This is a genomic window from Gottfriedia acidiceleris (assembly GCF_002128425.1).
In the GTDB taxonomy this organism is placed as follows: Bacteria; Bacillota; Bacilli; order Bacillales; family Bacillaceae_G; genus Gottfriedia; species Gottfriedia acidiceleris.
This window is the reverse complement of the sequence record NZ_NESS01000020.1, coordinates 33,503-52,875: the sequence shown is the minus strand read 5'-3', so window position 1 is coordinate 52,875 and position 19,373 is coordinate 33,503. Positions and strand designations below refer to the sequence as shown.

Annotated in this window: 18 protein-coding genes; all 18 read right to left on the bottom strand. The window is 34.7% G+C overall.

The annotated features are described in order from the left end of the window. Positions 1–400: 400 nt before the first annotated feature. A complete protein-coding gene (gene lysS / locus B6K90_RS21680; protein ID WP_088014797.1) occupies positions 401–1,882 on the bottom strand; it encodes a lysine--tRNA ligase in 1,482 nt (493 codons plus the stop codon). Positions 1,883–2,015: 133 nt separating this feature from the next. Continuing rightward, positions 2,016–3,014 (bottom strand): tRNA dihydrouridine synthase DusB, encoded by a 999-nt coding sequence (gene dusB, locus B6K90_RS21675; protein ID WP_088014796.1) that lies wholly within the window; start codon positions 3,012–3,014, stop codon positions 2,016–2,018. 36 nt (positions 3,015–3,050) lie between these two features. Continuing rightward, the gene (locus B6K90_RS21670) at positions 3,051–3,251 is read right to left on the bottom strand and encodes a helix-turn-helix domain-containing protein (protein ID WP_088014795.1); all 201 of its coding nucleotides are present in this window, start codon (positions 3,249–3,251) and stop codon (positions 3,051–3,053) included. Continuing rightward, positions 3,203–3,700: a 2-amino-4-hydroxy-6-hydroxymethyldihydropteridine diphosphokinase gene (gene folK / locus B6K90_RS21665; protein WP_088014794.1), complete on the bottom strand. Its 498-nt coding sequence runs from the start codon at positions 3,698–3,700 to the stop codon at positions 3,203–3,205. The genes B6K90_RS21670 and folK overlap by 49 nt, the downstream gene beginning before the upstream one ends. Then, positions 3,697–4,059, bottom strand: coding sequence for a dihydroneopterin aldolase (folB, locus tag B6K90_RS21660; RefSeq protein ID WP_088014793.1), 363 nt, complete (start codon positions 4,057–4,059; stop codon positions 3,697–3,699). Before folB ends, folK begins: the two co-directional genes overlap by 4 nt. A gap of 1 nt (position 4,060) precedes the next feature. Then, positions 4,061–4,894: a dihydropteroate synthase gene (folP, locus tag B6K90_RS21655; protein ID WP_088014792.1), complete on the bottom strand. Its 834-nt coding sequence runs from the start codon at positions 4,892–4,894 to the stop codon at positions 4,061–4,063. Beyond that, positions 4,891–5,763: an aminodeoxychorismate lyase gene (gene pabC, locus B6K90_RS21650; protein WP_088014791.1), complete on the bottom strand. Its 873-nt coding sequence runs from the start codon at positions 5,761–5,763 to the stop codon at positions 4,891–4,893. Before pabC ends, folP begins: the two co-directional genes overlap by 4 nt. Then, positions 5,760–6,347 carry an aminodeoxychorismate/anthranilate synthase component II gene (gene pabA / locus B6K90_RS21645; RefSeq protein WP_088014790.1) on the bottom strand — a complete coding sequence of 196 codons (588 nt, stop codon included), beginning with the start codon at positions 6,345–6,347 and terminating at the stop codon, positions 5,760–5,762. The genes pabC and pabA overlap by 4 nt, the downstream gene beginning before the upstream one ends. Next, positions 6,344–7,774: an anthranilate synthase component I family protein gene (locus tag B6K90_RS21640; protein WP_088014789.1), complete on the bottom strand. Its 1,431-nt coding sequence runs from the start codon at positions 7,772–7,774 to the stop codon at positions 6,344–6,346. The genes pabA and B6K90_RS21640 overlap by 4 nt, the downstream gene beginning before the upstream one ends. Positions 7,775–7,896: 122 nt before the next feature. Then, positions 7,897–8,817: a cysteine synthase A gene (gene cysK, locus B6K90_RS21635; RefSeq protein WP_088014788.1), complete on the bottom strand. Its 921-nt coding sequence runs from the start codon at positions 8,815–8,817 to the stop codon at positions 7,897–7,899. Positions 8,818–8,971: 154 nt separating this feature from the next. Then, positions 8,972–9,847, bottom strand: a complete 876-nt coding sequence (gene hslO, locus B6K90_RS21630) for an Hsp33 family molecular chaperone HslO (protein WP_088014787.1) — start codon at positions 9,845–9,847, stop codon at positions 8,972–8,974. Positions 9,848–9,860: 13 nt separating this feature from the next. Further along, on the bottom strand, positions 9,861–10,625 hold the full coding sequence (locus B6K90_RS21625) for a type III pantothenate kinase (protein ID WP_056474433.1): 765 nt from the start codon (positions 10,623–10,625) through the stop codon (positions 9,861–9,863). A gap of 252 nt (positions 10,626–10,877) precedes the next feature. Next, complete coding sequence (gene ftsH, locus B6K90_RS21620) at positions 10,878–12,794, bottom strand: ATP-dependent zinc metalloprotease FtsH (protein WP_088014786.1); 1,917 nt, start codon at positions 12,792–12,794, stop codon at positions 10,878–10,880. Between the two features lie 81 nt (positions 12,795–12,875). Next, positions 12,876–13,415 (bottom strand): hypoxanthine phosphoribosyltransferase, encoded by a 540-nt coding sequence (gene hpt, locus B6K90_RS21615; RefSeq protein WP_088014785.1) that lies wholly within the window; start codon positions 13,413–13,415, stop codon positions 12,876–12,878. A 9-nt stretch (positions 13,416–13,424) separates the two neighbouring features. Further along, positions 13,425–14,813 carry a tRNA lysidine(34) synthetase TilS gene (gene tilS / locus B6K90_RS21610; RefSeq protein ID WP_088014784.1) on the bottom strand — a complete coding sequence of 463 codons (1,389 nt, stop codon included), beginning with the start codon at positions 14,811–14,813 and terminating at the stop codon, positions 13,425–13,427. Between the two features lie 64 nt (positions 14,814–14,877). Next, positions 14,878–16,011, bottom strand: a complete 1,134-nt coding sequence (locus B6K90_RS21605) for a protein kinase domain-containing protein (RefSeq protein WP_167555463.1) — start codon at positions 16,009–16,011, stop codon at positions 14,878–14,880. Then, positions 15,980–16,714, bottom strand: a complete 735-nt coding sequence (locus B6K90_RS21600) for a vWA domain-containing protein (RefSeq protein ID WP_088014782.1) — start codon at positions 16,712–16,714, stop codon at positions 15,980–15,982. Before B6K90_RS21600 ends, B6K90_RS21605 begins: the two co-directional genes overlap by 32 nt. Before the next feature lie 79 nt (positions 16,715–16,793). Further along, positions 16,794–19,268 (bottom strand): stage II sporulation protein E, encoded by a 2,475-nt coding sequence (gene spoIIE, locus B6K90_RS21595; RefSeq protein ID WP_088014781.1) that lies wholly within the window; start codon positions 19,266–19,268, stop codon positions 16,794–16,796. Positions 19,269–19,373 lie beyond the last annotated feature (105 nt).

Genomic DNA, 19,373 nt, shown 5'->3' with positions numbered 1-19,373 from the left:
GCCGCCAGCGTTCGTCCTGAGCCAGGATCAAACTCTCCATAAAAGTTAAGTTTAAATCTTGTTATTGCTCAAAAAACTAATAATTGACGTTTACTTCATGTTTTGTTTAGTTTTCAAAGTTCACTTCATCGCTCTGAGGCGACTTAAACATCTTAACATTTTCTTTTAAATGTTGTCAATGTTTTTTTAAAGTTTTTTTTCGTTGTCATTTCGTATTAATGTGACAACGTTTAATAATATATCACCTATAAAAACAAAATACAATACCAAATTTTAAATTCTTTTTATTCAGATAGTTCTAACCAGATTCCAATAAATAAATGATGTCCCTATTCCTTTAAAAAGATACGTTCAAGCATATAAAAAAACTGGCTAAAGGAATACTTTAGCCAGTTAGATCTTATTTATGTCTCATTAATGGGAATAATAGCACGTCACGGATTGAAGGAGAATTAGTTAACAACATAACTAATCGGTCAATACCTATTCCTAGACCACCAGTTGGTGGCATACCATGTTCTAATGCTTCGATGTAATCATCATCCATCATATGCGCTTCGTCGTTACCAAGCTCACGTTCTTTAAGCTGTGCTTCAAAACGCTCTTTTTGATCAATTGGATCATTTAACTCTGTAAATGCATTAGCATGTTCACGCGCCACAATAAATAACTCAAAACGATCAGTAAAACGTGGATCGTCAGCATTCTTCTTCGCTAGCGGCGAAATTTCAACAGGGTGACCATAAATAAATGTAGGTTGAATTAAAGTTTCTTCAACCTTTTGTTCAAAGAATTCGTTAATAATATGACCAACTGACATATTCTCATTAACTTCAACATTATGTTCTTTAGCGTATTCTCTAGCTTGCTCAACTGACATCTCTGGCCAGAAATCTACTCCACAAGCTTCTTTAATCGCATCAACCATATGAAGTCTAGTCCATTTCGGCTCTAGGTTTACCGTGTATTCACCGTAAGGAATAGTAGTAGTACCTAAAACTTCTTTAGCGATATGAGCAATTAGATTCTCAGTAAGTTCCATAATGTCGGCATAATCAGCATAAGCTTCATATAATTCAATCATCGTAAACTCAGGGTTATGACGAGTCGAAATACCTTCATTACGGAATACACGACCAATCTCATAAACTTTTTCTAGTCCACCTACAATAAGTCGTTTTAAATGTAGCTCAATTGCAATACGCATATATAATTCCATATCAAGCGCGTTATGATGAGTAATAAATGGTCTTGCAGAAGCTCCACCTGCAATTGCATGTAGCATAGGAGTTTCAACTTCTAAATAACCTTGGCTATCTAAATAACGTCTCATTGATTGGATAATTTTACTGCGAGCAATAAATGTTTGTCGGCTATCCATATTCATTAAATCTAAATATCTTTGACGGTAACGTTGTTCAACATCTTGTAAACCATGGAATTTATCAGGAAGTGGTAATAATGCTTTTGAAAGGAATGTATATTCTTTAACTTTAATCGATAATTCCCCTACATTCGTTTTAAATACTACACCAGTAACACCGACGATATCACCTAAATCAGTAATATCAAAGATTTCGTATTGTTCTTCGCCTACAGCATCTTTACGTACATAGATTTGAACTTGTCCATTTAAATCTTGAACATGTGCAAATCCAGCTTTACCTTTACCACGTTTAGTCATTACTCGACCTGCAAATGAAACAACGATAGCTTTTTCTTCTAATTCTTCTTTAGAAAATTGGTCAAATTGTGCTAATAAATCATTTGAAGAATGTGTGCGCACAAATTTCTTACCGAACGGATCGATACCTTTTCCTTCAAGTGTTTTTAATTTCTCCCTACGTATAAGGGCTTGATCATTTAATTCTTCGTGACTCATTTTCTCAACTCCACGTAATTATTCAAAAATATTTAAATACAATTTGATTTTAATAGAAAAACTGCCAGTAATTCGATCTGGCAGTTTTGTTTACTATAACTTATTATATTTTGTCAAGCTAAACCTGTCAAACTTACAAAGCTTGAGCAGCTTTCATTTTTGCTTCAACTTCATTAACGTATGTTGTTAATACTTCAAACATTTGTGAACGAGTGCTAACCTCGTTAATTTGATCACGGACTTTTGCAGTGCCTTTCAAACCTTTTAAATACCACGCAGCATGTTTTCTCATTTCCAATACAGCAACATGTTCATTTTTTAAATCTATTAATCGGTCCAAATGCAATAAACATACGTCAATTTTTTCACGTGGTGCTGGCTCTGGCATTAATACACCCGATTCCAAATATTTTACTGTGCGATAAATCATCCATGGATTTCCTAATGCAGCACGACCAATCATAACGCCATCACAGCCTGTTTCATCTAACATACGCTTAGCATCTTGAGGAGTCTCTACATCACCATTACCGATAACCGGAATCGAAACCTGATTTTTAACTTCTTTAATCCAGCTCCAATCAGATTTACCTTCATACATTTGATAACGAGTTCGTCCATGGATCGCAACTGCTTTTCCACCCGCTGCTTCAACTGCTTTTGCGTTTTCTACTACATAAATGTGGTCATCATCCCATCCAAGACGCATTTTAACTGTAACTGGTTTACTGACATTCTGTGCTACAGCATATACCATTTCATGAATCTTGTTTGGATCCAAAAGCCATTTAGCACCTGCGTCTACTTTTGTAATCTTAGGAACTGGACAACCCATATTAATATCAATAATATCTGCATTCGTATTTTCGTCAACGTACTTAGCAGCTTCAACTAATGTTGATTTTTCACCACCAAAAATTTGTAAGCTTAATGGCTTTTCACGCTCATCCATATAAAGCATATCCATTGTCCTTTTGTTATTATGAAGAATAGCTTTATCACTTACCATTTCTGCGCATACTAAACCTGCACCAAATTCTTTTACTGTTAGACGGAAAGCTGAGTTACAAACTCCAGCCATGGGCGCTAGTACGACGGGATTTTTCATCTCGATGTCACCAATTTTTAGCACATCCCATCCTCCTTCCATTGCTCCTCTAAAAAAAATCTATATTGATAATTCCTCTACACTCACTTTTAATTGTTTTGCACAATCATGCAAAAATTGTTCTGTCGGCATACGATTCCCTCGCTCAACTTCACCTAATACTGATACAGAAACTCCAAGGTTTTTCGCAAAGCCTTCTTGGGTATAACCTTTTAATTTTCTAAAAGCCCTAATCCGTCTCCCCCACTTTTCAGCTTCCATAATCGAACTCCTTTATCCTCTAAAAATTTAGTTTCAACCTTCAATGTTTGGTTAATTTCTTTTAAAGGGATTAATACAAAGCTTCTTTCAAACATTCTAGGGTGCGGAATTCTTAGGTGTTCAACTTCTATATTTTCGTGATTGTAGAGTAATATGTCAAGGTCTATTGTTCTTGGTCCCCAACGTAATTCCCTTTTTCTACCAAGGTTGTGTTCGATTCCTTGTGTAACATCAAGTAATTGCAGTGGTGTTAAATTGGTAGAAATTTTAATAACGAGGTTTAAAAATGCATCTTGGTCTACGTAACCGACTGGGTCTGTTTCATATATAGAAGAGATTTGTTCTACTTGAATTTCGGAATGATTCGCTAACTCCTTAATGGCTTTTGTAAGAAATCCTTCTCGGTCACCTATATTCGTTCCTAAGCTTAAATACGATTCATTTTTCATATGCGACCTCTTGTTATTTCAACTGCTACGAAATCATAATGTCCTGGAATTGGTGGATCTGGTTTTATGACTTTTACAGTACATTGTTGAATTAAATCATATGTATTTAAAATTTGTTTTGAAATCTCTTCAGCCACTGATTCTACTAAATCATAAGACTGACCTTGAACTACTTCCTCGCAGGTTTTAAATAAGTCTGCGTAACTTACTGAATACGCCAAATCATCTGTTTCTCCTGCTTTTTTTGTATCTAATTCGACAATTAAATCTACATTAAATCTTTGCCCTAATGTTTTCTCCTCTTTAAATACACCATGGTACCCATAAAATCTCATACCCGTTACATAAATTTTATCCATTTTATACTCCAATCTTTAACATCGCATCCATCATTTTAGCCATACGGGAAATTGCTAATACATCGTGTACTCGTACAATTTCGCAGCCTTTCGTAATACCTAAACAGACTGTAGCTCCTGTACCTTCCATTCGCTCATGTACTTCAGTACCAAGAACCTCCCCTATAAACCTTTTTCGAGAAGTACCAAGTAACACAGGATAATCCAATGATTTGATTTGCTCCATTTGGTTTAAAACTTCCAAGTTCTGCTCAGCTGATTTGGCAAAACCAACACCCGGGTCCAAAATGATCATTTCATCCTTAACTCCTGCGCGTTTTGCAATATTAATACTTTCTACTAAATCACATACAAGATCACTCATTAAACTATAATAGTTTTCGTCTGTTCGATTGTGCATTAAACAAATTGGCACGTTGTATACTGCAGCCACTTCAGCAATTTTTGGATCTTTCTTTGCTCCCCAAACATCATTAATGATTGTAGCTCCTGCTTCAACAGCTTGTTTTGCTACTTCAGATTTATATGTATCAATTGAAATTGGGACATCAATTTCTTTAGATAAAGCTTTAATAATCGGAACTACTCTTCTTAATTCTTCGTCTTCATCAACTGTTGCAGCTCCAGGTCTTGTCGATTCCCCACCTACATCAATAATTTTTGCTCCATCAGCAATTAACCTCTTTGCATGTTGTATTGCTAATTCGATTTCGTTGTATCGACCACCATCAGAAAATGAGTCCGGAGTTACGTTTAAAATTCCCATCACAATTGTTTCATTCTGAATTGGTAATGAGTAGTTTCCACAAATCAAAGGTTTTGTTGCTCTTCTCATGCTTGTTCACTTCTTTCCATATCATTCATGCTTAACAAGGATTTTCGATGAAGTCTATAATCCTTTTGTAAATCCTTTATTACGCTATTTTCACTAACATTAAAGAAACGCTCTCCAATTACTGTAACGGGAATAATTTCTTGAATTGAGTTTGAAATAAATATTTCATCCGCTTTTAATAGCTCTTGTTTTGTATAAAATCCCTCTTCAACTGGAATCCCTTTTAAATTAGCCCAATGAATCACGAACTGTCTTGTTATCCCATTCAAGATCCCCGTATCAACATGTGGCGTATATATTCGATCTTTTTTTATAAAAAAGAGATTTGAAACGATACCCTCCGAAAGAAATCCTTCTTTATTTAAAAAAATCCCTTCCATATTTGGTGAGTTACCAATCTCTTTTTTCCCGATAATATTATTTAAATAATGATGAGATTTTAATCGCTCTTTTCCTTCAGGAGAGTTTCGAGGGGTATTTAGTATTACCCCTTCTTTCTCTGAGATATTACTTTCATGCATAGGTTTAATAAATATGATTGTATTTGGATTCGAATACTTACCAGTGTATAAACCTATTTCTCCTTCACCTGCTGAAACATTCAAACGTATATATGCATCTTTTAATTCATTTATTTCAATTAACCTATTTAAAATCGTTTGTACTTCCTCATCTAGCAAATTCCATTCGATATTCAGGTTCAATAACGACTTTCTTAAACGCTTTAAATGATCAAATAATAGAAATGGATGCCCATTATAGATCCGAAATGTTTCAAATACTCCTAAGCCATATAAAAAGCCGTGATCAAATGGAGATATTTTTACTTTATAATCGTTTAAGAATTCTCCATTACAATATAGTTTCATACTGTACTCCTAGACGGTTTATATGCTTGTAAAAAGTTTCTAAGCATCTCTTTACCGAATTGTGACATAATCGATTCTGGATGAAATTGTACTCCTTCAATCGGTAATGTCTTATGTTTTAAAGCCATGATCTCTCCCTCATTCGTCCAAGCTGTTATTTCAAGCTCCTTGGGGAAAGTTTCTTTTTTAACAATTAAAGAGTGATATCTTGTAACGTCAATTGGTGATGGTAAGTCATTAAATAATCCTAAACCTTCATGTGTAATTGCTGATGTTTTCCCATGCATTAAGCGTTCTGCACGTACTACGTCGCCACCAAATACTTGAGCAATTGATTGGTGACCTAAGCATACGCCTAAAATTGGGATTTTCCCAGCAAAGTGTTCAATTGCTTTTAAACTGATTCCAGCCTCGTTTGGTGTACAAGGACCTGGTGAAATCATCAAATAAGATGGGGCTAATGCTTCAATTTCTTCTAAAGTAATTTCATCATTTCGTTTTACAATTAACTCTTCACCTAATTCACCTAAATATTGAACTAGATTATAGGTAAACGAATCATAATTATCGATCATTAATATCATTTTACATTCCCACCCAACTTAGCTTTTTCTTCACTTACTTTCTTAGCTGTCCATAAAGCTTGAGCTTTCTTAAGACTTTCTAGATACTCATGTTTTGGATTTGAATCAATAACAATACCAGCACCAGCTTGTACAAATGCTTGCTGGTCTTTTGTAATCATTGTTCGAATTGTAATGTTTAATTCCATATCTCCATTGAAGCTAATCCATCCAACAGAACCTGTATAAATGCCGCGCTTCGTTGGCTCTAGTTCTTCAATAATTTCCATCGTGCGAATTTTCGGAGCTCCTGTTATTGTTCCCCCGGGAAATACTGCTTTTAATAAATCAAATGAGTCTTTATCCTTTTGTAGTTTACCTCTAACATTTGAAACAAGATGCATTACATGCGAATACTTTTCGATTACTAATAGTTCGTCTACTTCAACAGTTCCATACTCGCATACTCTTCCTAAATCATTGCGCTCTAAATCAACTAGCATAATATGCTCAGCCTGTTCTTTTTCATTTGAACGTAATTCTTCCATCAGTTGTTGTTCTTCTTCAACTGTTTTACCACGAGACCTTGTACCTGCTATTGGTCTTGTCCAAACTTCTTGATCACGTTTTGCTACTAATAGCTCTGGTGAGCAACTAACAATTTGAAACTCGTCAAAATCTAAATAGGACATATATGGTGAAGGATTTATTTCTCTAAGTTGCTCGTATATATAGAGTGGCTCTGTAACCAATGTCTCAGATTGTAGTACAGATAAATTTACCTGGAAGACATCTCCCGCACTGATATATTCTTTAACATTTCCAACAGCATCTGTAAATTTTTGTTCAGACATATAAATTGTTTTTTGTATCTCTTCAGTAGAAGTTAGTCTAGACAAATCGATTTGCTCTACTTCGCTAATGAAGAACTCTTCTAAAGAGTCTAGTCGTTCCTGTGCCTTACCAGCATTTTTCATTTCATCTATAACAATAAAATATAATTGATTTTCTTGATGGTCATATATAACCACTTCATGGAAGATTAATAAATAGACATCTGGAATATTATAGACATCCTCAGCTAATGACGGTAAGTCTTCGATATAATGATTGCAGTCATATGTGAAATAACCGATTGCTCCTCCTTGGAATGGTGGTAAATCATCTCTTTTTTCTGTTTTATATTTAGATAGATATTCCTTTGCTAACTCAATTGGATTTCCTTCATACTCCACTTTCCCTGAGTATCCCTCAATCCCTACTTCAACCGTTAATTTATTATCCTTCCCATATAACTTCGCAACGGGATTTGAAGCCATAATTGAATATCTACCGTCACGACCACTTTCAAGAAGTACGGCATTCTTTTTCTCTTTTACCGTTTCTACAAAGTGTTTAAAGAATGGAGTAGTATAATTAATAACTTTTGAAAAGATTTCATAATTCATGTGAATATCCCCCTCTGATAGCGCTTCTTTTTTCATTTTACACAAAAAGTAGGAAGTATACATCAAAGCATTTTATGGAAAAACAAAAAACCCCTTTGCAGCCAGCAAAGGGATTTAAAAAATTACTCAAATTGGTATAATGCTGTACTTAAATAACGCTCTCCATTACTTGGTATGATCGCAAGTACTTTTTTACCTTTTCCAAGTTTTTTTGCAACTTGTATTGCGGCACTAATTGCTGCACCAGAAGAAATACCTACAAGTATACCTTCTTCTTTTGCTACTTTTCTAGCCGTCTCCATTGCATCGTCATTTTTAATTTGTACGATTTCATCATAAATATCCGTGTTCAAAGTTTCAGGTATAAACCCTGCTCCAATACCTTGAATTTTATGCGGCCCTGGTTTACCACCCGATAAAACCGGAGAATCTTCAGGTTCAACTGCAACAATATTAATTCCAGGGTATGCTTCTTTTAAAACAGCTCCAGCACCAGAGATTGTTCCTCCAGTACCTACTCCTGAAATGAAGGCATCAAGTTGATCTCCCATTTGTTCAACAATTTCAGGACCAGTTGTTAAACGGTGGACTTCAGGATTTGCAATATTATTAAACTGTTGTGGAACGAAATACCCATTTTCTTTTGCTAATTCATCTGCTTTACGAATTGCTCCTCCCATTCCTTCAGGGCCTGGAGTTAGAACTAATTCTGCGCCATATGCACGTAATAAGTTTCGTCTCTCAATACTCATTGTTTCTGGCATTACTAGAATTGTTTTATAGCCTTTAGCAGCTGCTACCATCGCTAATCCAATACCAGTATTTCCACTAGTTGGTTCAATTATTGTATCACCTGGTTTTATTAAACCTTTTTTCTCTGAATCCTCAATCATCGCAAGAGCAATACGATCTTTTACACTACTACCAGGATTCATAAACTCTAGTTTTAAGTAAATATCCGCGCTGTCCTCGTCTACTAATCTGTTAAGTTTTACAATTGGAGTTCTACCGATTAATTCGTAAACTGAATTTGCAACTTTCATTTCATCCACTCCTAATCCCTAGTATATTGACCTGTTTAATATACATTATGTAAAAAACAAAAGAATCTGTCAATTACTTTCTCTTATACATAACTTGTATGAAATTCATAATAAATTATGAAAAGAAAGTTCGACAAATCCCTTCAATTTTCACCTACAATTTGTTAATTAATTCTTTTAATTGCTCTTCAGAATAATGATAAGGTTGATTGCAGAAATGACATGTTACTTCTGCTTCTCCATCTTCATCTAATATTAATTGTAATTCTTGTTTACCAATACTTAAAAGAGCACCCTCAATTCTCTCTCTTGAGCATTGACATTGGAATTTTACATCCATTGTTTCTAAAACTTTAACTTCTTCTTTTCCTAACACTTCGTATAGAATTTCTTCTGGAGTAAGCCCTTCTTCAATTAGCTTAGAAACCGGTTTAATTGTTTTTAAACGATTTTCAATTTGCGTAATACATTCTTCACTAGCACCAGGTAAGATTTGAATAATAAATCCTCCACTTGCTAAAATCGAATGATCAGGGTTTACTAATACGCCGACACCTACAGATGAAGGTGTTTGTTCAGATACAGCAAAATAGTAAGTGAAGTCTTCACCTAGTTCACCTGATACAATAGGTACTGAGCCTGTGAAAGGTTCTCTCATACCAATATCTTTAACAACCGAGATTGTACCTACAGTACCAACGGCTTTAGCTACATCTATTTTTCCATGTTTGTTAAGTTCAGTTTGAACATGCGGATTTTGTACATACCCTCGTACTTCACCTTTTGCATTACTATCGACTAAAATATGGCCAATTGGGCCATTACCCTCAACCTTTAAAGTTAATTTTTCGTCGCCTTTTAACATAGCACCCATCATTGTAGCAGCTGTTAGTGTACGACCTAAAGCAGCAGAAGCGTTTGACCATGTGTCATGACGTTCTTGAGCTTCTTTTACAATATTTGTTGATCTAACGCTATAAGCACGGACTTCACCATTAAAAGCTAATGCTTTTACTAAATAATCTTTCATATTGTACCCCTTTTTATGAATTTCGTTTATAAATTAAATGTAACCCTTTTAATGTTAAATACGGATCCATAACATCTATGATATCCGATTCCTTGGATATTAATGATGCAAGACCGCCTGTTGCTATAACAGTAGGTTCTACCTTTGCTTGTGCTTTCATTCGTTTTACAATACCTTCAACTTGACCTACATAACCATATAAGATACCAACTTGCATTGCCTCCACAGTTGTACGACCGACAATGTTAGAAGGTCTTGAAAGCTCAATACGCGGTAGTTTTGAAGCCTTTGTATATAAAGCCTCTGTTGATATATTGATTCCTGGTGCAATAGCTCCACCGATGTAATTTTTATTTTCATCTATATAACAATATGTAGTAGCTGTTCCGAAATCTACTATAATCAACGGACTTCCGTATTGTGCAATTCCAGCAACCGCATTAACAATTCGGTCCGCGCCTACTTCTTTCGGATTATCATATTTTATGTTTAAACCTGTTTTTATACCAGGACCAACGATAAGTGGCTTTTGTTTAAAGTATTTTGTTGCCATTCTTTCCAATGAGAACATAATCGGTGGGACAACTGATGAAATAATAACTGCATGAAACTCATCAAATCCAATACCTGCATATTCAAGTAATGAACCAATGACCATACCGTACTCATCTTCCGTTTTATAACGATTCGTCTCAATTCTCCAGTGATGTATTAACTCGTCTTCTTGATAAACACCTAAAACAGTATTTGTATTTCCTACATCGATTACAAACAACATATAATCCACCGTCTCTCCATTTCAAAAATAAACATTTTTTATATTTTTTGTTTCAAGTACATTTTTTAATCACTATAAAAATAATGATAACACAAGTTGATAGTAGTTTAAAAATAGATGCTTTACTTCAGGAATGGGGTCGCATAGGTTTTTTAAAACGCTTCATTGAACCGATTTTTTTTCAAAGTCTTGTCCTTTGATTTTTGATCAATAAACAAAAAGAAAGAGTGTCTAGAAAGACACTCTTAATTTTTATTCAGTGATTTTAGGCTCAGTTGGTTCATCATTCTTTTTAGAAATGTTAACTTTAACCTCGTCTTTTGAAGTTGGAGATGGAGGAAGTGTTCCTTGTTCCCAAAGACTCTTAATTCCTTTTGCATCTAGAGTTTCTACTTCTAATAATGTGTTAGCAAGCAAGTCTAATTTATCGCGATGCGTCTTAATAATATCAGTTGCTTTTGCATAACATTCTTTAATGATTGTTTGAATCTCTACGTCTATTTCATAAGCAATTTTATCACTATAATTTTGTTCATTATTAAAGTCTCTACCAAGGAATACATTACCTCCTTGAGATTGACCAAATTGTAATGGACCTAGTTTGTCGCTCATACCGAACTCAGTAACCATACGACGAGCAATACCTGTTGCACGTTGGAAGTCATTATGAGCCCCTGTACTTACTTCACCAAATACCACTTCTTCAGCAACACGTCCACCAAGTAGACCACAAATTTTATCAAGTAATTCTGGTTTTGTCATAAAGTAACGATCTTCTTTTGGAAGCATTACTGCATATCCACCAGCTTGACCACGAGGTACAATTGTTACTTTATGAACCATCTCAGCCTCATCCAACACTTGGCCAATAACCGTATGTCCAGCTTCATGGAACGCAACAATTTTACGCTCTTTTTCAGATATAACTTTATTTTTCTTAGCAGGTCCCGCAATAACACGGTCAGTTGCTTCGTCAATATCAAGCATATCGATTTTCTTTTTATCACGACGAGCCGCAACTAATGCCGCTTCGTTTAATAAATTCTCTAAATCTGCACCAGAGAATCCAGGAGTTCTTTGAGCGATAGCTTTTAAGTCTACCTCTGGAGACAATGGTTTATTTCTTGAATGTACTTTTAATACTGCTTCACGTCCAATTACATCAGGGCGATCAACAGTAATTTGTCGGTCAAAACGTCCTGGACGTAATAACGCTGGATCTAATACATCTGCACGGTTTGTTGCAGCGATGATAATAATACCCTCGTTTGCACCAAAACCATCCATTTCAACAAGTAACTGGTTTAATGTTTGTTCACGTTCATCGTGACCTCCACCTAGTCCAGCACCACGTTGACGACCTACAGCATCGATCTCATCTATAAATATGATACAAGGAGCGTTTTTCTTCGCATTTTCAAATAAATCACGAACACGAGAAGCACCGACCCCTACAAACATTTCAACGAAATCAGAACCACTGATTGAGAAGAATGGAACTCCAGCTTCTCCCGCAACAGCTCTCGCTAATAATGTTTTACCTGTACCAGGAGGTCCTACTAATAGTACCCCTTTAGGAATTCTTGCACCTAATTCAGCAAATTTACGAGGATCCTTCAAGAACTCTACTACTTCAACAAGCTCTTGCTTCTCTTCATCTGCACCTGCAACATCTTTAAAACGTACTTTCTTTTTCTCGTCATTATAAAGACGAGCTTTGCTCTTCCCAAAGTTCATAACACGGCTTCCGCCACCTTGTGCTTGATTCATTAAGAAGAAGAAAAGAATGAAAATAATAACAAATGGGATGAGTGAAGTGAAGATTTGCACCCATGCACTTGTTGTTTCAGCTGGATTCCAATTAGCCTTTATTTTATAGTCAGCAACTGCTTTGTTAACTATTTTTGTCGTTTCGTCACTAATTGGTACTTGAGTTTGGAAAGATTCGCCTTTTTTTACATCTGTAAAATGACCTCTTACTATGTACACTCCATTTTTAGGTTGGATAGATGTTAAGCTGCTAACATCTCCTTTTTGTAACTTAGTATAAAATGTATCGTAACTTACTTTCTTAACTTGAGATTCTGGCCCATTGAAATATGTAACAACACCAATCACAACTAAGAAGATTAATATGTAAAAGACTGTATTACGGAAAATTCGATTCAATTCCAAACCTCCTCTCTTTCAATTTAATTACTTTATATAGTAGCATAGTTATACCATGTAAACAAACGAATAAAACTTGACTTATTTCGTGTATACTTCAGGCTTTAAAACGCCAACATATGGCAGGTTTCGATAACGTTCAATATAATCTAAACCATATCCTACTACGAAAGCATCTGGTACTTCGAAACCAACTAAATCAGCCTCAATATTTGCTTTACGTCCGCTTGGCTTATCTAATAAAGTAACGATCTTAACTGTATTAGCTTTGCGATGTTTAAATAGTTCAACTAAATAATTTAAAGTTAGACCACTATCAATAATATCTTCTAGAATGATTACATCTCTTCCTTCTACAGAAGTATTTAAATCTTTCACAATTTTTACTTCACCAGAAGAAACTGTACTATGTCCATAACTAGAAACATCCATAAAATCAATTTCGATATATGTATCAATATGCTTGATAAGATCAGACATGAACGGAAGAGCTCCTTTTAAAACACCCACTACTAGTGGAAAGCGGTCTTTGTACTCTTCAGTTAGTACTGCACCTAATTCTACTACTTTTTGTTGAATTGCCTCTTCACTTACTAATACTTGTTGAATGTCTTGTTTCATCTTTTCCTCCTAGAAACTCTTAGAAACCACCTGTATTGCAATGAGTGACTCATCTGTCGAAAAATTTCTTTCAAATGCAGATTTCTTTACGAAAGGTACCCATAATATGTTATTTTGACTATCCGTAATTATTGGCCATTCATCACGTAATGATTGTTTCATTTTTTCATCAATAAATATATCTTTTAACTTTTTTGACCCATTCATACCTTTTAATGACATTCGATCACCATTCTTTCGATTCCGAACAATGAGTGGAAAAGAAACATCCTTGACAGAACAAATAAACATGTCGTTTTTTGGTTCAAAACATTGATTGTTTAATTCAACTTTTATCGAAAAACCATTTGGTAGTTCATATACACCCGGCTCATTAATGGAAATAGTATAATCCTTCACATTCATTTGTTCGAATGTAAAGGTGCATTCATTATATGAGCGTGTGACAAAAAGTCCTTCAGGTAAATGCTGCTCCCAAGTGGATTTTTCATTTCGTAATAAAGTCAGAATTGAATTAAGATGCCCTTGTGTCAAGCCTTTAGGTAGATATAGGTAGACATATTCTAATATTAGTTGAATACACCTTCTTTGTAAAGATATAGGCACATTTAAAAACTGATTAATATCAATAGTGACTGCTTGCTTTTCTTTATTTTTTATAACTGTATTCATTGCGTCTTCAGTTAATTCCATTAAATATAGTTCATCTTCCAAATGTTGTCTACTAAACTGCTGGAATCTTTTTTGTGCAGTTGGGTTTTCTTCAAAAATAAAAGGTAGAATATGATGTCTAAATCGATTTCTTGTGTAAACATCTTTATCATTGCTTGGATCTTTTCGGGGGATAATACTTTGCTTTTGACAATATGTAGTTAATTCTTGTTTTCTTAAATCTAAAAATGGACGAATAATTTCGCCAGTACTAAAAGACCTTTTTTCCCTAATGCCGGCGTAACCGATCCGCGAGCTACCTCTTACTAACCGCATCAAAATCGTTTCAACTTGATCTTCCCCATGATGACCTAGCGCTAAATAATTCGCTCCATATTTCTTCATGATTTCATCAAAAAAACGATATCGACATTCCCTTGCCGCCAATTGACTACTTAACCCCGTTTCCTCGATATACTGATTCACATTTATACTCTTACCTTCATATTGAACTTTATTCTGGAGGCACCAATTCTTAACATATTCCAAATCATCTAAAGATTCTTGTCCTCTAAACATATGATCTACATGTGCGATAATAATCGAGAACCCATAGTCCTCTCTGATCGATAAAAATGAGTGAGCTAACGCCATCGAGTCTGGACCTCCAGAAACACCAATCACAATGACACTGTTTCTGACAATATTGTTTTGTTTTATAAATCCCTTTAATTGATTAATTACCATTTACCTATACTCCTAATGAAAGTAAAATTCATATCTTTATGTTACCATTCCAACACTTGGAGTACTATAATTTCAACTGATAGTAAAAATATAATGCATAGGCCAAGCCCATTAACAAGAGAATGGTTGATGTTTCGAACCAATGAATTCTTTTTTTCTTTTGCTTCACTTGGACATTGTTCGCTGCTCTTGTCTGTGTTGATTGGCTAGGTTTTTGATTCTGACTATTTGAATGTCTAGTTTGATTTGTAGACTGACTATTTTTTTTTGATTTTGTTGTTTGGTTAGCAGACTGACTTTGTTTTTTCGATTGCCTCGTTTGATTAATCGAATTGGTTTGTGATGTAGTAGTTTGAACCTTTTTACTCTTCTTCTTTTTTGTAGCATTTATCTTTTGTTCATACATCAATAGAGCCTGTTTCATCGCACTTGCACTAACATACTCCCCTTTTAATCCTTTCATAAGAAATTCTTTATATGGATTAAGAGTCTGTGTTTGAGTTATTACTTGTTCAATTTGATTTATTCCCTGCCCATTTTTTAAAAACTGTTTTTTACAATGCAAGTGGATAAAAATCATCGTAACAGCAAATAAGTCATAGGAAATTTCTGCTTTTCTAGAACCTAAGCCCCAGTAACCACGATCAAAGAACTCCGTAAACTCTTTAACTGCACGTCCAATTTGAGTAACTCCTCCAAAATCGACCCACTGGATTTTATTAGGCTCTTTCGTAACTAGTAGATTATCTGTTTTTAAATCTCCAAAAACGAAGCCCTTATGGTGCAATTTATCTAACAAGGATAAAACTTGTATGATAAAAATACTACTCCATTCCATTCCATTTCTTTCAATAAATTTTGGTAAACTTACACCATTTACGTATTCCATAACATAGTAATAGCAGCATTCATTCGTTCCTGGATTTATATAGTCGTCTACATCGATAAAAGAAGGCCCAAGGAATGAATCCTGGACCTGTGTGATTTTTTTTAAAACATTTACTTCGTTCGTAATATTAGTAGAATCTTTACTTAGTTTAATAGCAACATCCCCAGTTTTTCCAGATGCTAGATAAACTGTTCCATTTGCTCCATTTCCAAGTAAACTCTTAATTTCGTATTTGTTTTTATTCCACTTTCCAGTAATGAGAGTCCCAGGAGCTAAATTAATCTGCCCATTCAATTGATTGTTCATCATCACCATTATTACCTCTATCGTAGTTTTGTTCGTTAAAATAGTTTAAAGCCTCACGTAGCGCAGGACCAGTTGGTGTCATACCACCCATCGTTAACTTAGGAAAAATTGTATTTAGTTTTTCTAATTTAGGTGTCCAATCTAGTAATTTGTCTACATCGTCATGTTTCCCGGGAAATATAAATAATGAGTAGGCATTTTCTCCTGTTCTTGAGTTTAAACTAATTTGTAAATCAAATAATGATTCCTTAACAGTTTCTAGTTTTTCTTTCATACTAGCACTTGTATCTACTAAAATAATAACTTCTAAACCTACAGTTTCACCGATATCCTCAACAACCTCATATACCTCTTCTCGCTTTGAAGGAGGAAGTGATTCAATTGAATTACTGTCGCCTAATATTTGCTTTAATTCTTTATTAACAAATCCTTGAATTGTTTGTGTCATCGCTTTTCTAGTAACCATTTGGACGGTTTGAGAAAGTTGCTTCGTGTAAACAACTTGACTAATCCCTCCACCCGCTCTAGCAATTTCTTCGATTTCCTTTAACCCGTCACCACTTTGTACATTTTCATCTAAAATTCCAATTACATTTACCGTAATACCGTATTCTTGCGCCAGGCTTGAAACAGCTAACGGATCTTCACCATGGTTTGAGTAACCATCTGTTATTAATAGAATTTGTTTTAACTTTCCCTTATACATACAAAATCCCCTCCGCGTAAAAGTTGTTACCATTTTGTCCAATTACGGGAGGGGATAAACCTTTATTTATTTTATTTTACTAAGCCATCGCACTATATGATGAGATAGATGACCACTCTGGCAAGTTTCGTTTAACAACAGCAACCACAACCGTCATATCATCATTAATATCGCCTGTATTCGAACGAATTACTTCCTCAAGTAACAATTCTGCTACCGATTGTGGATCATCTGTTTCAAATTCGCTTATTTTACGTTTCATCCACATTTCGTAATTTTCAACATGTTTAGGTCCTTCAAAAATACCATCACTCATCATAATAAGTAAGTCTCCAGCTTTTAATTGCTCACTTACGACTTCTACATCAAATTCATCAATAATACCGATTGGTAAATTACTACCTTCAATTTTAATAACTTGCTTACCTCGTTTAACAAAGCTTGGTGAAGAACCAATTTTTAAGAATTTCGCTGAAGCATCGTGTAAATCGACCATCGCTAAATCTAATGTAGCAAAGACCTCTTCAGTCGTGCGTAAAGATAGAATCGAATTAATCGATTTAATAGCGACTGTTTCTTCAATGCCTGAATTTAATATTTTTTGAAGTAGTTTAAGTGTTTCATTACTTTCAATATGAGCTCTTTCGCCATTTCCCATTCCATCGCTAATCGCAATAGCATGCTTTCCTGCTCCAACATCCATTATTTTAAAAGCATCACCCGATATAAAGCCTCCACCTTTAGCTGCAGTCGCAACTCCAGTTTCAATAACAAATGCCTTATCTGATCCAAATGTAACTAAATAATTACCTCCATTTGGAATTGTCGCTGCCTCTTCTTTTAATACAACAATTGTCTCTTTTAAAATATCCGATAGGATTGGCGCAATTAGTTTTTGACATTCACCATACTCGTTTTCAAACGGAATTAATATATCTATATCAATATTACCTTGCTCTAAGTTATAAATTTCTACTTGGCTAACATCAATTCCAAAGTTTAATAAAGCCTGTAGGATTTGGTCCTCTTGTAATTGATGGTTTTCTTTTTCACGTTGAATCTCTTTTGCAAAATCAACCATTACTTTTGAAACTCCGCGTAATTGCTCTGCCACTAACCTTCTACTTTCTTGAACTTGTTTTTTAAGTCTTTGATTTGCACGGAAGTAGAAGACCTCTTGTTTCATTAAATCAGCCATTTTTGAAGAACGCTGACAATATTTTTCCCATTCTCTCATAAATTGGCCATTCTTAATGAGCTGATCCTTTTCAACTAAATGCATCATATTTTCCATGTATTGATATGTTCGGTCACCATTGTTTGACCAGCAATGGTCCTTTTTCATACAGCTATTACAGCACTTATTTGAAATACTGCAAATGAACAATTCTTCATCCGTTAATTCATCTTCAATATGTGCAAACTGACTTGGCTGTGAAAAACTTGCAGATAATGCTTCAAACACATTCGAAAATTGATTAATTCGATTAGCTGTCAAATCTCTTATTTTACGCAAGTATTGTTGTTGATCTGTAGAGTGTTCTTCTGTTCCTGGTACTAGTTTAGCTAATTGCTTTAGCAGGAAAGATGGTGTTATTAAAAATAATACGATGGCAATTACTGATTCAATAATTGAAAAAATAATATCTGACTGTTTCTCAGCGTAAAAGCTAATTAGGCATGTCCCAATTAATAGTCCAGCTGCTGCACCTAATCTTTTTCCCTCTTTAAGCAGGCCACCAAGTAATCCCGAGAATGCTAATAAACTCATTTGATAGAGACTCGAAACACTTGCTAGACTTAGTATAAGACCAGTTACAACCCCTACTGTACAACCGACCGTTCCTCCTGCTACGAAGGCAAATAGTAAGACAATATATCTAGTAACAATATGTTGAATAGATAAATCTTGAATATACCAATCAGTTGTCCCCGTCACAACCGAAGCTAAAAGAATAACTAAACATACGATTTCTTCAACACCTAAAAGCTGTTTTCTTTTAGGAATCGCAAGTAGAGGTACACTTTGGAAAAAGATCATTGTTAAAATAAAACTTAATCCCGCTTCAACTGAAGCCATTAAAACATCATACATTAGAACTTCTTGTTGAAAAGCATATGCAATTAATAGATGACTAATAAAGACTGATAAAAAAACTTGAAAAGGTACTAGACCTATATAATGTCGTTTAACTCTAGCGAAGAAAATATTTAGGATAAAAAATAGGACAATTGTGGCAAATGCATAACTAACCGTTTCAATCGACACAGTTAATGAACCAATCATAAGAGCAACAAAGGCTATACCTGTACGCTCACGTTTCATCATATAAACTGAGGCAAAAAACGGTAATACAAACGGGAGAATATGTGATAGTATCAACGCTCGACCTAATAAAAATCCCGTTATAAAGATTAGTAGCCCAAAGTCAAAGAATGCTCTCTCTAATTTGGACTTAATTGATTTAGAAGATTGCCGAAATACTGATTGAAATCCATTAGTAGGGACTAAGCTTGCTGAAGAATTAGAAGACCCTCTTTGCAGTTTCGTCATATTTCCACCTCATCCGATTTGGTTTATTGAACATATTTTAACTTGTCCAATTGAAGGAATATGTCAAAATGACAAAGGCAAATAAAAGTTTTCTTCGACGGAAAA

Bases quoted from the DNA above. Each gene is read 5' to 3' on its own strand.
- pabC (WP_088014791.1), bottom strand. From the start codon at position 5,763: ATGAAACTATATTGTAATGGAGAATTCTTAAACGATTATAAAGTAAAA.
- B6K90_RS21600 (WP_088014782.1), bottom strand. From the start codon at position 16,714: ATGTATAAGGGAAAGTTAAAACAAATTCTATTAATAACAGATGGTTAC.
- tilS (WP_088014784.1), bottom strand. From the start codon at position 14,813: ATGGTAATTAATCAATTAAAGGGATTTATAAAACAAAACAATATTGTC.
- folK (WP_088014794.1), bottom strand. From the start codon at position 3,700: ATGAAAAATGAATCGTATTTAAGCTTAGGAACGAATATAGGTGACCGA.
- folB (WP_088014793.1), bottom strand. From the start codon at position 4,059: ATGGATAAAATTTATGTAACGGGTATGAGATTTTATGGGTACCATGGT.
- B6K90_RS21605 (WP_167555463.1), bottom strand. From the start codon at position 16,011: ATGATGAACAATCAATTGAATGGGCAGATTAATTTAGCTCCTGGGACT.
- hpt (WP_088014785.1), bottom strand. From the start codon at position 13,415: ATGAAACAAGACATTCAACAAGTATTAGTAAGTGAAGAGGCAATTCAA.
- B6K90_RS21640 (WP_088014789.1), bottom strand. From the start codon at position 7,774: ATGAATTATGAAATCTTTTCAAAAGTTATTAATTATACTACTCCATTC.
- spoIIE (WP_088014781.1), bottom strand. From the start codon at position 19,268: ATGACGAAACTGCAAAGAGGGTCTTCTAATTCTTCAGCAAGCTTAGTC.
- lysS (WP_088014797.1), bottom strand. From the start codon at position 1,882: ATGAGTCACGAAGAATTAAATGATCAAGCCCTTATACGTAGGGAGAAA.
- folP (WP_088014792.1), bottom strand. From the start codon at position 4,894: ATGAGAAGAGCAACAAAACCTTTGATTTGTGGAAACTACTCATTACCA.
- B6K90_RS21625 (WP_056474433.1), bottom strand. From the start codon at position 10,625: ATGTTGTTTGTAATCGATGTAGGAAATACAAATACTGTTTTAGGTGTT.
- cysK (WP_088014788.1), bottom strand. From the start codon at position 8,817: ATGAAAGTTGCAAATTCAGTTTACGAATTAATCGGTAGAACTCCAATT.
- pabA (WP_088014790.1), bottom strand. From the start codon at position 6,347: ATGATATTAATGATCGATAATTATGATTCGTTTACCTATAATCTAGTT.
- hslO (WP_088014787.1), bottom strand. From the start codon at position 9,847: ATGAAAGATTATTTAGTAAAAGCATTAGCTTTTAATGGTGAAGTCCGT.
- B6K90_RS21670 (WP_088014795.1), bottom strand. From the start codon at position 3,251: ATGGAAGCTGAAAAGTGGGGGAGACGGATTAGGGCTTTTAGAAAATTA.